The sequence below is a fragment of the Prodigiosinella confusarubida genome, assembly GCF_002847015.1.
GTDB lineage: Bacteria > Pseudomonadota > Gammaproteobacteria > Enterobacterales > Enterobacteriaceae > Prodigiosinella > Prodigiosinella aquatilis.
The window spans coordinates 2,172,716-2,186,708 of sequence record NZ_CP025085.1 but is presented as its reverse complement, the minus strand read 5'-3'; the positions used below and the strand labels follow the sequence as shown (position 1 = coordinate 2,186,708).

Annotated in this window: 14 protein-coding genes; 2 read left to right on the top strand and 12 right to left on the bottom strand. The window is 44.6% G+C overall.

Going from position 1 to position 13,993, the window contains the following annotated elements; translation table 11 throughout:
• Positions 1-372 precede the first annotated feature (372 nt).
• The 3 genes from tnpC to tnpA form a co-directional block, all read right to left on the bottom strand.
• Positions 373-1,905 (bottom strand): IS66 family transposase, encoded by a 1,533-nt coding sequence (gene tnpC / locus CWC46_RS10160; protein ID WP_101377489.1) that lies wholly within the window; start codon positions 1,903-1,905, stop codon positions 373-375.
• 66 nt (positions 1,906-1,971) lie between these two features.
• Positions 1,972-2,307, bottom strand: a complete 336-nt coding sequence (gene tnpB / locus CWC46_RS10155) for an IS66 family insertion sequence element accessory protein TnpB (protein WP_101377488.1) — start codon at positions 2,305-2,307, stop codon at positions 1,972-1,974.
• Positions 2,301-2,603, bottom strand: a complete 303-nt coding sequence (gene tnpA, locus CWC46_RS10150) for an IS66 family insertion sequence element accessory protein TnpA (protein ID WP_021016698.1) — start codon at positions 2,601-2,603, stop codon at positions 2,301-2,303. The genes tnpB and tnpA overlap by 7 nt, the downstream gene beginning before the upstream one ends.
• Positions 2,604-3,375: 772 nt before the next feature.
• Between tnpA and CWC46_RS10145 the strand changes: the two genes are divergently transcribed.
• On the top strand, positions 3,376-4,755 hold the full coding sequence (locus tag CWC46_RS10145) for a DUF4062 domain-containing protein (RefSeq protein ID WP_021016699.1): 1,380 nt from the start codon (positions 3,376-3,378) through the stop codon (positions 4,753-4,755).
• Positions 4,756-5,092: 337 nt separating this feature from the next.
• Here the strand turns inward: CWC46_RS10145 and CWC46_RS22830 are convergent, their stop codons facing one another.
• From CWC46_RS22830 to CWC46_RS10120, 6 genes are all read right to left on the bottom strand, one after another.
• Positions 5,093-5,452, bottom strand: a complete 360-nt coding sequence (locus tag CWC46_RS22830) for a hypothetical protein (protein WP_021016700.1) — start codon at positions 5,450-5,452, stop codon at positions 5,093-5,095.
• A 266-nt stretch (positions 5,453-5,718) separates the two neighbouring features.
• Positions 5,719-6,102 carry a hypothetical protein gene (locus CWC46_RS10140; protein WP_021016701.1) on the bottom strand — a complete coding sequence of 128 codons (384 nt, stop codon included), beginning with the start codon at positions 6,100-6,102 and terminating at the stop codon, positions 5,719-5,721.
• Between the two features lie 434 nt (positions 6,103-6,536).
• Positions 6,537-6,707, bottom strand: a complete 171-nt coding sequence (locus CWC46_RS10130) for a helix-turn-helix transcriptional regulator (RefSeq protein WP_021016702.1) — start codon at positions 6,705-6,707, stop codon at positions 6,537-6,539.
• A 197-nt stretch (positions 6,708-6,904) separates the two neighbouring features.
• Positions 6,905-7,180: a DUF6387 family protein gene (locus CWC46_RS23485; protein ID WP_021016703.1), complete on the bottom strand. Its 276-nt coding sequence runs from the start codon at positions 7,178-7,180 to the stop codon at positions 6,905-6,907.
• 38 nt (positions 7,181-7,218) lie between these two features.
• Complete coding sequence (locus CWC46_RS23480) at positions 7,219-7,797, bottom strand: DUF6387 family protein (protein WP_021016704.1); 579 nt, start codon at positions 7,795-7,797, stop codon at positions 7,219-7,221.
• Positions 7,798-8,425: 628 nt separating this feature from the next.
• Positions 8,426-9,703, bottom strand: a complete 1,278-nt coding sequence (locus CWC46_RS10120) for an O-acetylhomoserine aminocarboxypropyltransferase/cysteine synthase family protein (protein WP_021016706.1) — start codon at positions 9,701-9,703, stop codon at positions 8,426-8,428.
• A 264-nt stretch (positions 9,704-9,967) separates the two neighbouring features.
• Here CWC46_RS10120 and CWC46_RS10115 point away from each other — a divergent pair, with 264 nt between their 5' ends.
• Positions 9,968-10,783: a 5'-nucleotidase, lipoprotein e(P4) family gene (locus CWC46_RS10115; protein WP_021016707.1), complete on the top strand. Its 816-nt coding sequence runs from the start codon at positions 9,968-9,970 to the stop codon at positions 10,781-10,783.
• A 91-nt stretch (positions 10,784-10,874) separates the two neighbouring features.
• Here CWC46_RS10115 and CWC46_RS10110 read toward each other — a convergent pair whose 3' ends face one another.
• From CWC46_RS10110 to dbpA, 3 genes are all read right to left on the bottom strand, one after another.
• Positions 10,875-11,621, bottom strand: coding sequence for an SDR family oxidoreductase (locus CWC46_RS10110; RefSeq protein WP_021016708.1), 747 nt, complete (start codon positions 11,619-11,621; stop codon positions 10,875-10,877).
• A 127-nt stretch (positions 11,622-11,748) separates the two neighbouring features.
• Positions 11,749-12,315, bottom strand: coding sequence for an RBBP9/YdeN family alpha/beta hydrolase (locus CWC46_RS10105; RefSeq protein ID WP_037381902.1), 567 nt, complete (start codon positions 12,313-12,315; stop codon positions 11,749-11,751).
• Between the two features lie 215 nt (positions 12,316-12,530).
• The gene (gene dbpA, locus CWC46_RS10100; protein ID WP_021016710.1) at positions 12,531-13,910 is read right to left on the bottom strand and encodes an ATP-dependent RNA helicase DbpA; all 1,380 of its coding nucleotides are present in this window, start codon (positions 13,908-13,910) and stop codon (positions 12,531-12,533) included.
• Between the last annotated feature and the right edge of the window lie 83 nt (positions 13,911-13,993).

The window sequence follows — 13,993 nt, the reverse complement described above, 5'->3', positions numbered from 1 at the left end:
AATAAGAAAGGACCTAAGGTTCTTTCTTATTGCCTTAGAGAAAAAAGCCACCAAATTAGAATATTAAAGCACTACTGTTTCCACCCACAGGATTGATGTCTTCTATTACCACCATGACAAAGTAAACTCTCTTTCAACAAATGCTTGATTTACCCCTATCTGGACCACACCATTTGAATATGAGAAACTTCCGGGGCTGCAGCTTCCACATCCATCTCCCCACCAACGGGTTATCCTTTCGCTAACCAATTTTATTTCAAGGCATGTGATATCATCTCGCCATAAAGTCAAATCAGTATAAACGTCTTTCCTACGTAAGCGTACGGCGAAGTCGCGTTGTGTGATTAAAATAATGTAATAAGCTGGCAGATATTAACTGAAGCTGTTTTCGGCGTAGGGCAACAGCTCGCTGATTCGGTTGTTGGGCCAGGTCGGCAAGCGGGTCAGTACATCTCGCAACCAGATATACGGGTCGTGGCCGTTGAGTTTGGCGGTTTCCAGCAGACTCAGGATAGCCGCCATCCGTTGCCCAGCACGCAACGAACCGGCAAACATCCAATTCTTGCGCCCAAGAGCCACCGGACGTATCACATTTTCACAGCGGTTGTTATCTATGGGTACTCGCCCGTCATCCAGATAGCGCAGTAAGGCCGGCCAGCGTTTCAGGATGTATTCCAACGCTTTGCGAAGCGCGGAGTTGGGCGCGGCCTGCGGCTGTTGCAACACCAGCCACTGATGGAAGACCTCCAGTCTAGGTTTCGCATAGCGCTGTCGCCATTGGCGTTTTTTATCCGCCGGACGCTGTTTGATTTTACGCTCAAGTTGGTACAACTCACGGATGCTGTCGAGGGCCAGTTTGGCCACCGGGCTTTTATTGATGGTAAACAGTTCAAAGAACTTTCGTCGGGCGTGCGCCCAACAGCCCGCGTCCAGGGCCTGGCCGCTGTCGAACAAGGCCTGGTAACCGGCGTAACCATCTACTACCAGGGTACCGCGCCAACCATCAAGGATGTCGCGCGCATATTGACCACTGCGCCCCGGCTGACAGTCATACAGCACTATCGCCTGCTCGGCACTGTGGGTAGTCACATAGGCCCAGAGATAACCGCGTTGAGTTTTGCCTTTGCCAGGGTCGAGGATAGAGAGCGTGGTTTCATCGGCTTGCAGCACCGGATGTTGCAGCAGGTCGTGATGCAGGCGCTCGGCCAGCGGTTTGAGCGCCGCGCCCACGGCGCCGAACCAACCCGCCAGCGTACTGCGCGGGATATCAACACCGCTGCGTTGATAGATAACCTGTTGGCGATAGAGCGGCAGATGATCGAGGCATTTGGCGCTGACCACCTGCGCCAGCAACCCTGGGCCGGGCTGGCCTTTTTCTATCAGCTGTGCCGGCAGCGGAGCACTGACCACGGTATCGCAGTGTTCACAGCTGAACTGCGGGCGGATATGGCGATGCACGATAAAACGCGCCGGCACATACTCCAACCTTTCGCTGATTTCATCACGGATAAAGCGCAGGGCATGGCCACAGTCCGGGCAGCTATCGGATGCCGGGGCAAGGTGAATATCCTGGCGTGGTAGTTCCGGCGGCAGCGGTCGGCGTGTGGGCACGGCGGGTTTGTCGGTTTTGGGTTCGGGTAATAACGTGGCCAACTGTTGTTCAATATCGGCGGCATCAGCCGCGATATCTTCATCGAACAGTCCGCGCTGTTCACCCTGGAAGGCTTCGCTTTTACGCCCGAAGCGCCACTGGCGGGCATTTTTTAGCGCCTCTTCCAGTTGCTGGATATAGCACGTTTGTGTCTGGTTTCGCTGCGTCTGCTGCTCGAGGTCCGCGAGTAATTTCAACGCCAGAGCGCGCAGTTCATCGGGGTCTTTTGAGGTCAGCAAGGCATCGATATTCATGCGACCATTTTATCAACGTGGCACCAGATTGTCATTGATAATCAATGTATTAAATACTATTTTTTGTTATTTCCAGCCGGTTAAATCCAGGCCATCCACCCGCTGCCAGTCAATGCCTTTCATCAACCAGTCTGCCTGCTCGGGTGACAGCAGCCAGGCGACATCACCTTGCCTGGGCCAGATAAAGTGGCCCTGATGAAGACGACGAAGACACAGCCAGACACCGTGCTTGTCCCAGCGCAGGACTTTGATACGCGAGCGTGCCTTGTTGCAGAAGACAAAAGCGGCTTCCCCTTGCCAGGGTTGGTGCAGGTGGTCGGTAATATATTGCGTCAGGGTATCAATCCCCCGACGCATATCGACGGGCTCTCGCGCCAGCCAGATATGCTGCGGCGTTAGCATAGGGACAAGGCCTGCATCACGGTCCGCAACTGAGCGGGAAGGCACCTGACCGAACAGCCGTTGGGGAGGTTGAGCGTCACGGTGTCGGCGTCATTATTCTCAGGCAGAACCCGGCGAGCTGGAATGAAGGCGGCGGGAACGGTCACGGTAGCGTCATTGCGATGATGTTTGAGCCAATAATAAAAGGTGGCAGGGTTCAAATCGTGTTGCTGACAATAGTGCTGTTTGGTTAATCCACTCTGTTGCCAGGCATCGAGATGCTGTTGTCGCTCACTGTGAGAATACCGTTTTGCCATATTTCACCTCCGATTCGTTGTATTGAATGAGGGAAGCATGTGGCAGCAGAGTTTTGTTAACAATACGAGTTCGCCGGACGCTTACATTAAACTTGCCTGTATAAAAAATTGCTGTAATCCCTATGACTTTAGTACCACTGCCAAATCCTGAAAACGCATAAAAGCCATCATACTATCCACGCCCAGTACCAATACGAGTTCTAACATGGAGACCCTTTTTTATCTTGTTTGTTAATTTTCATCGTCCTTTTTTATTTCACGTACTAATTAATTACCAAAAATAAAAAACAGGTCATGGCTGTTGAATATATAATCAATGAAAATATTAATAACAAAATCTAAAGTGGACTGGTTTTATTTTTTTATCTTTTTTGTGGTATCATTATATTGATCTTATACATTCAGGATAAAAGACAATGACTGTTCGATGAAGTTCAAGGCATCTACGTCCCACGCGCTGAGCATGAAAGATGTGCCAGATTTAACAGTGACAATTATAGTCCAACACCTGATGAGATCAGGCGTTTTCCAAGCCGTCTTAAGGAGAAAAAGGTACATATTGACATAAGTATGGATCTAACTCCTGCCATAACATCATTTCAGAACGATAGAACCTCCCCAAAACTTAAACCACCGGGATATAGAATCAAATCATAATAGAAATTCAATCGTTCATATATGTTCACAATGACTTACATTATACTTCCCAGAGAATAAAAATTAATGTACATTATTTATTCCCATGGGTTAATAGAAGGCCAAGGAGTATTACATGAACGCCCCCAAACGTTATCAAATATTTATAAGCTCCACATATAGCGATCTAATTGAGACTCGCAAGAAAATATCAGAACATATATTGAGCATGAATCACATTCCTGCTGGAATGGAAATGTTTTCTGCAAATGGTAAAGAACAATGGAACACTATTCAAAAGTCTATTAATAATAGCGACTATTATATACTAATTATTGGTGAACGTTATGGCAGCATTTCAGAAGTTGATGGTATAAGCTTTACAGAAAAAGAATATCGATATGCTCGTGAAATTGGATTGCCTACTCTATGTTTTATTCCTGATGAAAACTATCAAACCACTCGAGCCAATAGAGAGTCAGATCTTGAAAAAATAAAAAAACTTAATTCTTTGATTGAAGAAATAAAAGGTGATCAATTATGTTCTTTATGGAATTCGGAAGATGATCTGATTCACAAAGTATCAGCAGCATTATATAAAATTTTTACAGACGAGCCACGCACTGGATGGATTCGAGGGGATTCTGGGGATCCTGAAGTATTAACTAAACTAGTTAATGCAATGGAGGAAAATAGTCATTTAAAAAAACAAATTCAACAACTGGAAGAATCTAATAAGATTAAAGCACCAATTATTTCATTTCATATTAATGATATCGACCTAAGTGATGATAATCTAGTTTTAAAAATATTAGAGCCAGATGACCTCCCAAAATTAAAACTAGAAACAGTTAAACCTAATTTTTACAGAACTGATGTTCCAGAAGATCTTACACCATATATATATGATGAAGATATTACACATTATAATGAGAGAAACCCTTCCGCACAGGAGGTTGATGAATACAACAGCAAAATGAAATACTTTGAACAAGTACATTCAACTTCAACTTTACTTCAAATTTCAAATGGCGGAGAGATTAAAGCTAATAACCTTTCAATTAAAATAACATTTCCTGACGCAGTTGAAATTTTAGATACAGAAAGTATTAAGGACATTAAAAAACCTTCAATATACTTTCCTGCATCACCAATAGATTTAGCCATTAAAAGAAAAGAGGATGAAGGGAAAGAGAGGAATATAAGAGATTTTGCTTCACGTGATTTATTTGGTTTATCACACAGAAGCAATATGCAATATAATCACGGCTCACTTTCGATGATCCCATCTTTAAGCAGGTCACTTGTAGATGAAGATTACTTTTATATTTCTGACGATAATCCAAAAGTAATCACAGGAAGAATTCAGTGTGTTCGACAGGATTGCATTTCGACAATACCACATGATTTCAAATTAATCCCATTAAAAAAAGGTGAATTTAAATTCACTGTTTCTATTCTTTGTGATGAGTTCAGTAAATGGAACACTAGAGAATTCACACTAAAAATAATTTAAAATAAAAGGCCACGCTGTAATAAAGTGGCCTTTGTCAATCTTCAATCATATATGATAAAACTATATTTTTATAGATATAAAATAATTTAAAATTTACATTTTATCAAATAAAAATATACTTATCATAAATACCCCCCCGGCTTTAAATCCTTCGCCTAAAAATAATATTTTACGAGAATATAGGCTTACCAGTAACAAAACTGAACATAGCAATTATTTTTAGGATCTATAAACCCTTCTCTTCACATTATCTATATGAAGGAGGGATATTTAATCTACAATTATAGTAGCTAATTTTATTATTGGTATTCTCTACACGATATGTATACAAGCATGATTACTGGATTGAAATATAGCCCCCCAGAGGATTTTTATGATTACTTGCATCAAAAAACTCACAGCATGACATATTAAATGGTCTATTTGCTGATAGTTCATTTTGAAGACATGTTGTGACAAGAGGTTTTGGTGGAACTAAGATCGTTTCTCTATTTACATCACCACTTGATCTTAAATTAATAATATTGATGACATTATTATTTTCATTGCGGAGAATTACGATTTGAAAAGAAGAGCAATATAGAACTACAGAATTAGAAGTTAGCCATAAATCAGAAACAGAATATGTCAACTGAACTAAGTTAGAGTGCCCCATCAAACTGTTAAGAACTTTAGCATCTGAAAACGTAATATCCATGTCAGTATCCTTTTAAATTGCGAATCTACACCACCAGTATCGGCATTCAGAGATAATACTTTAGCGGTTCCTCACACAAAAAATTTCGACAACGAGTATATCTAAGACCTATCCGGTAATTAGTTACTCATCGGCACCAGAATCTATGATGGTAATACCCAATTTATTACACTCATCTGAATATTTTTTACTTTGACATTTACACATAAAAATTGACTCATGTTAAATATAAAAGTTTTCAGCATACTCTTCCCCCAAACTTCTGTTCACATTAGCCAAACTTGTTGGGTTGAAATTTCTATAAAAAAATCAATACTCCATACAGATCTGCGTTTTTTATCTGAGTTATTAAAATGAGATTTTACTATTTCGTAGTTCTCAACGATATATTTCCACATATTATTGACTAAAGTTTTCGGATTTTTAGCCAATTTAAACTCAAGGTAAATAAACCGATCAATGCGAGTATTTTTCTTTCTGAATATCAAATCAACATACATATGTTTCCTACCTGACTGATGACGCCGGTCAGCAATAGCGCGAACCTCTCGTTTAGCACTATGTCCTAACGAATTCTCAATAAAATATTCAAATTCAATCTGAAACCCTTTTTCCCAATCACTCGTACCTTTATCTAAAATATGAGACATTTTTGTTTTGATATTTTTGTCAGATAGAAATCCTTTAATGTTTAATTGACAGTTTCAAAATCTTTGCGGCTCATTTTCATATCCATATATGTATATAAAACAACAATCAATTATATGAATATACTTTAACTATATCGATCAACAAAGCATCATGTTATATTAATCTAATCACACAAAATCTTTAGTTAAGAAAGTCATTGATATTAAGAAACCTGATAATGGAGTAAGTTATAGCAGAAAAAGCCTCAGTGCCATCGATACCTTCACCTTCTTTGATATCTTATGTAGAAACAGCACCGGAATCAGTGATGGTATGTTCATCAGCAGGCCAATGAAAAGCACCCAATAGATAGAGTTCATTGCATTCTTCCTGTAATTACCGAGCTGCCCAGCCGTTATTGGTTTTCACCAGAACAATTTTGGCTTCTTCTGGTTCAGCCATCAATCTCACTTTCCACAAAAGCTACACATCTTGCCCCTATGATTACCTTATCCGGGAACCGTCCTTCTTTGATAAGCTCATACATTGTGGTTCGACTAAATCCGACTCTTCTCAGAACTTCAGGAACACGGATTAATGTTTTTCCTGCGATTTCATTTCTCATTTGTCTTTTCCTCTGTTGTTTCGACAAGAGCTATAGTAGGAAACATTGAGATCGCAGGATGCAGAGATTGGCAAACAAGATTTTTATGAGGAAGTCGAAAGAAATGATTTTCGGGGAAAATGGGAGTTTGTGGATTTCGCTGGTTTTGAAGAATGGGGACCAGACTTGTCGGCAGTCCCCTACGTGCAGGAAGTGAGTTACTTTCCTTTTCTCTCGTCTTCCTCTTCTTTTTCGTTCATCTTCATCGCTTCGGCTACCTTGGTATCCATCATGTAATCGTTTTTACTCAGCCAGAGGTTAAACAGCCGATCAAATTCGCGCTTGAGAACTTTTTCAGCAAACGGCTTGTCGGTATCCTTGATTTGAGAGCCGCCTCTGATGACTTCAGAGTCGTTAGGGTAGAGGAGACGGGAAAACTGCTCATAAGAGATTTTGGCATCATTCCGCTTCGCCCAAAGCAGCAGATCCAGCATTGGGATAACCCTGAGATTGATCACCTTTTTGACAGTGCTTAGTCCGAACCGAAACGAACCAATTGCTGGCCGCCAACGGTATGCTCCTTTCGCCATTCAGGAAGCATTCTTTTGATATGCTCAATAACCTCATCGTCAGTCAGGAACTTAATGTTTAACCACAAATACAGTGGATGCCCATCATCAAACTCGTCAATGTCTCTCAGCTTCCGCACCCCAACCTCTTTTGATGTCGGGACAGACGATGCATCAGCTGAGTAACCTACTCGTTGAAGTAGATCAAGGTCCCGTAGCCGTGCCTCGTAGCGACTAATGTCGTTGACGGTCATATGCCTGACATGCAGCCGAGCATCCACTAAAGGGTTTTTCTTTTTAGTAGTTGGGGCGGTTCTTTCTGTCGAACTCGCTAAAAGAGGATGACCAGCCAGAATCTTGGCTTCTTCTTGCAGATAGCGTTCATGCCGGGAGTGCTCTTCTTTACTAAAATCATGTCGGTGCAATGATACACGCCGACTGATTTCATAACTCAGGTCGTTAACTGTGATCTCTTCAAGAACGTCATAATTGCTTAACTTGAACCACCGCTTGACAGCCTTCATTGTGTCGCTGGCTTTCATCTGTATTACCATTTCCTTGACTGTATTAACAGCGTAAACGCTGATTTATCTTTTGGTTACGTCAAGACTCTTGGTGTAGCGGGTTAGGCCGCTGAAAGAAAGCATTTTTTATCTAAATCGTTCAAGATGCCTGTAGCTGGTTCTGTGTTCGATTCTTATCATCCAGAGATGTACACTATATCTCAGTGACGTAATGAATTGATTTTAATTGACAATATAGTTATTCACGACTAAAAATGTTGGTACATTTGTTGTTATAAATATTGAAGTATTATTAATTATTTCTAAATAACATAGGATTAAGTAAATGTTCGATTCCTGCAGGGCACCAAAACCACTTTCCACACATCCCATGGTGCATAAAATCACCAAGTAAAATAGAAACAACATCCCATTCAGTTCCATAAAAGTCCATTACAGCCCAACTTTAATAGCCATAATTTGACTATCGATGAAACGCGATTTATGAGCTTCACTACCCTTCGGATCATAGCGATTTTCCCCGTTCAGATGACGAAAAAATCCTGCTTATGAATACATCGTTTTGTCGCGGGGATTTTCCTATTAGCTCTCCGTTAATGCCGTCTTTCGACATGAAATGTGATCATTATCAGGAGAGCCAAAGATATTATTTTTGAGAAGCGTCCAGGGCCTGTGAAATGTCATCAATGATGTCTTCAATATTCTCGATACCAACAGAAATCCTGACTAAGTCTTCACTCACACCGGCGCGAGCCAACTCATCCGGGTTAAGCTGTCGGTGGGTTGTACTGGCCGGATGACAAGCCAAAGACTTGGTATCACCGATATTAACCAGTCGTAAGATCATTTTTAATGCGTCGATGAAATGTCCACCGGCATCTTTGCCCCCTTTTATTCCAAAACTCACAATCCCTGAAGCCTTGCCAGACGTTATTTTTTCACAGTTCGACTTATAAGGACTGCCAGGAAGCGCGGCGTAGTTAACCCAGTTAACCAACGGATGATTCTGAAGAAAAGCGGCTAACGCCTGTGCATTGCTACAATGCTTCTCCATGCGAAGACTTAATGTTTCAAGCCCCTGAAGCAATAAAAAGGCGCTATGCGGCGAGAGTGCAGCACCCGTGCTACGCAGCGGTACGACACGGCAACGGCCTATATAAGCCGCAGGACCAAACGTTTCGGTATAAATCACGCCATGATAAGAAGGATCGGGTTCGCTCAATAAACGAAAGCGAGACTTATTAGCAACCCAGTCGAACTTTCCTGAATCGATAATTATTCCGCCAATAGTCGTACCGTGTCCGCCGATATACTTAGTCAGTGAATGAACCACGATATCGGCACCGTGTTCGAAAGGCCGGCACAATACAGGCGTTGCCACCGTATTATCCACGATCACGGGGATACCATGCCGGTGAGCAATTTGTGCAAGACGTGCAATATCGACAATGTTACCTGCTGGGTTGCCGATAGATTCACAAAACAGTGCTTTCGTTCGATCGTCGATAAGCGATTCAAGCCCGTCAAAATCATCAAAGTTAGCCATACGGACTTCAACGCCCTGACGAGGTAGCGTGTGTGCAAAGAAGTTATAAGTACCACCATAGAGCTGGCTGGTACTGACGATATTATCGCCGACTTCAGTCAATGCCTGTATGGAATAGGCGATGGCGGCCATACCAGAAGCAACCGCCAACGCACCGACACCGCCTTCAATCGCGGCGAGCCTCTGTTCAAGCACGTCAGTCGTTGGATTCATAATACGGCTGTAGATGTTGCCTGCCACTTTTAGATCGAAAAGATCAGCGCCGTGTTGAGTATCATCAAAGGTGTAAGAGGTTGTCTGATAGATAGGTACAGCGGCCGATTTCGTGGTCGCTTCTGATACATAGCCGTGGTGTAAAGCCAGCGATTCCAGTTTCATAAAGTAGTCTCTATGTATGATGTCAGTAGGCAATTCATCCGTAGAATACGATGTTATCTATAAAATTCGTTATAAATAAAAAGCATTACATTATATATACCGTGGTAATTCCCGGCGAAAAACCGATGTGTTCATAAATAAAATTTTCTCGTCATCTGAACTGAGTAAGGTGTGTAAAACTGGCATGAATAGCTTTACAGCCTATAGTCGTACTGATTTGATGAGTTTTGTTTTTTATCAGGCAGAATACATACAGGAGAGACAATGAGAAATTTGACCTTCAAGGCAGGGACACTGGTCGTATTGCTGGCCTTAACTGGCTGTGCACAGCAAGCGCACCAGGAAGCACAAGCACAGGCCACATTATCCAATCAGAGCGTGCTGGCGCTTAACTGGTTCCAAGAATCAGGCGAATATCAGGCATTATGCTATCAAGCATTTAACACCGCACGGAGTGCTTTTGATAATGCATCCGCCGCGCCAGGCAAGAAAAAGGTTGTCGTAGTTGACCTTGATGAAACCATGCTGGATAACAGTCTTTATAGCGGCTGGCAAGTCAAACATGACCAACCTTTTGATAGTAAAAGCTGGGCAAAATGGATTCAAGCCAAACAGGCATCAGCTATTCCAGGCGCGGTGCAGTTCGCCAACTATGTTAACAGCCACGGCGGGAAGATGGTTTATATCTCAAACCGTCAACAATCAGAATTTAATGATACCCGCGATAACATGATTAAATTGGGTTTCCCCGGTGTATCAGCGCAAACTGTATTGCTAAATACCGGGAATTCGAACAAGCAGGAACGCTTTAACGCCGTCAAGTCAGCCGGAAACGATATCGTGCTATATATCGGCGATAATCTGAATGATTTTGGCGCCGCCACTTACCATAAGGAAAATGCTGAGCGACGTGAATTTGTCCGTCATAACCAAATCAAATTTGGTACACAGTTTATTGTGTTACCTAATCCCCTGTATGGCGACTGGGAAAGCGGTATGAGTAACGGCTACAACAAACTCACCCCGGCACAAAAATTACAGGTTCGGGATAGATCCATTCAGTCCTGGTCAGGGCAGTAAATATAATCAAAAAGGCCGTATGCTACCTACGGCCTTTTTGTATTACCGTTTCTCTAACTGCTTTACTGCGGGGCATCATTCAGCGCGATGCCTATTTCCCGCCAGCCAGATCGATAAAACTCCCAGTAACATAAGAAGCCTCATCAGACAGCAACCAGGCTATCGCCTGTGCGACCTCGACAGGATGACCGCCGCGTTTCATCGGCAGATTATCTTTTATCCTATCGACGCGAGTGGCTTCTCCACCATCAGCATGCATTTCGGTATAAATGAATCCAGGACGAATGGCATTAACCCGTATTCCTTGCCCGGCAACTTCCTGCGACAAGCCGATCGTCAGAGTATCAATTGCCCCTTTCGAGGCAGCATAATCAACATATTCATGTGGCGAACCCAGCCGGGATGCGGCAGATGATACATTGACAATGACACCGCCCTGCCCGCCATGTCTGAAGGCCATACGTTTGACCGCTTCACGCGCACAGAGAAAACTCCCCACCACATTGGTGGCAAATATCGCGTTCAGACGATCAGCATTCACCTGCTCAATGGTTGCCTGTGGTTTAAGGATCCCGGCATTGTTCACCAAACCAGACAGGCACCCCAGATCTTTGTCGGTTTGTCGGAACAGTTCCAGCACCTGTTCTTCATCTGCGATGTCCGCCTGAACGGCGATAGCCTTACCACCTTTATGACAAATAGCCGCAATAACCTCTTGAGCGCTGTCTTTACGAGTATGGTAACCAATACAGATTTTATGCCCTTTGTCAGCGAGATAGAGTGCTGTTGCGCGACCGATACCACGAGATCCCCCGGTAATCAGGGTAATTTTATCCATTATTTTCCTACCTTGAGTATCAGAGAAGATACGGCGATAAGTAAGCCAGTTTAAAAGGAGGGGGTCACGCCGGGATAGAAAAGGAGACAATCACAGGAGACGCGGAACGTCTCCCCAGACAATGTGATCAATGTGCGATTTTTTCAGCAAATTCAGCCAGACGTTGCAGCCCATATTCCCACGGACCGAAACCGGACTCCGCGTTGATATGTCCCCCTTCGCCAACATCCACCAGTTCACTACCCCAGGCCTTCGCCCAGTATTTTGCGCGGGAAAACGTCATTAACGGATCATTATGGCTGGCAAATGCCAAACTGGGCACTGTTAGCAAATCTGGACGAATACGATCTTCAATTTCAAAACGCATAGGTTCCGCAGGTGCTACCAACATCACCCCGACAATGCCTTCCATTTTCTGCTGCACGACATAGCAGGAAGCCAGTGCCCCAAAGCTGTGACCGACTAAAATCGCCGGCTGGGTACAGGCCGACAGCTCACGGCGAATCGCCAACACCCAACGATCAAGATCTGCCTGATACCACTCTTTCTGACGGATACGCTGCCAGAAAGGGAATCGTTGTTCCCAACAGCTTTGCCAGTGTTCGTCATCACTGTCACGTAATCCCGGCACCAATATCATCGTTAAGCGTTGGTCAATTTCCGCCAGCCGCAGGTCCACTTCTGTTTTCTGCATCAGGCTCAGTTTCTCCCTGTTGATTAACTGTATCAATGGAGCGGGCATAACAGCTTGACTCACTTAGCCACACGGTATCACCGTCGAACGGGCCTCATCCTCTTGTGCCGACTCCATTTTGTTAACATCCGGTAGCAACATTGTTCCAGATATAAGTTACCAGCCTACCACGTGATCATCGATTTGTATCGGGGTTATACAAGCAGATACCAGCTTTAGTGTAACAACCGAACTTTGCAGCTTTTCCCTTTGATTTTCCCTTGTTGAAGCTGTTGCAAAGCACGCTTGGCACTACTTTTACGAATAGCCACGTAAGCATGAACCGGGAACAGGTCGATTTTACCCACCTCCGCCGCGGTTAAGCCAGCGTCCCCTGTCAGGGCACCAAGAATATCACCCGGACGGATTTTAGCCTTACGCCCTCCGTCAATGCACAGCGTGATCATTTCCGACTCCAGCGCCACCATGCCACCACCTACCGACGCTGCCTGGCGCCAGTTCACGGTAATACCAAGATAATCTTCCAGCAGATGAACACGATTCATCTCCTCCGGCGTACACAGACTGATCGCCAGCCCTTGCATACCCGCCCGCCCGGTACGTCCGATACGATGGACATGCACTTCAGGATCAAACGCCAGTTCGAAATTCACCACCAGTTCCAGTTGCTTGATATCCAGCCCCCGTGCGGCCACATCAGTTGCCACCAGCACACGACAGCTATGATTGGAAAAACGGACCAACACCTGATCGCGATCCCGCTGCTCCATATCGCCATGCAGCGCCAGCACACTGATATCCTGTGCGGCCAGCGCGTCGAACACGCTCTGGCACTCACGTTTGGTATTGCAAAACACCACGCAGGAGGCCGGCTGATGCTGGCTCAATAGTGCAACCAGCAGCGGAAGCCGACGTTCACGGGATGTTTCGTAAAAATGCTGCTCAATAGCGGTATCATCGTGTTCTTCATCAACTTCGATACTGACTGGCTGACGCTGTACCCGGGCGCTGATACGCGCAATTTCCGCCGGATACGTAGCGGAAAACAACAGCGTCTGTCGCTGAGATGGCGTATGGCTGATCACATTATCAATCGCCTCGGTAAACCCCATATCCAGCATACGATCGGCTTCATCCAGTACCAGAATTTTCATCGCGGCCAAAGACAATGACCCTTTTCGCAGATGCTCCTGAACCCGCCCCGGTGTTCCCACCACGATGTGAGGCGCATGAACCAGCGAATCTAGTTGTGGCCCCATCGGCTGCCCACCACACAGGGTCAGGATTTTAATATTTTGGGTAAACCGCGCCAGTCGACGCAGCGCTTTGCTTACCTGATCGGCCAACTCTCGCGTGGGGCATAACACCAACGACTGAGTGGTAAATGAACTTGTCTCGATGGTGTTTAGTAGACCAATACCAAAAGCGGCCGTTTTACCACTGCCGGTTTTGGCTTTGGCCCGCACATCTTCACCGCGCAGAATGGCGGGTAACGCAGCCGCTTGCACGGGTGTCATCGAGGCATACCCCAGTTCCTGCAAATTGGATAATTGCGACGCTGGAAGTGGGAGAGAAGAAAAATCGGTGGAAATCAAGGTAAGTGCTCCCGTTAGCGAAGGCGACGCCAGCCCATCGCCAGCGTAAAACGACAGACATCATACCAGAATCGCTCTCCTGA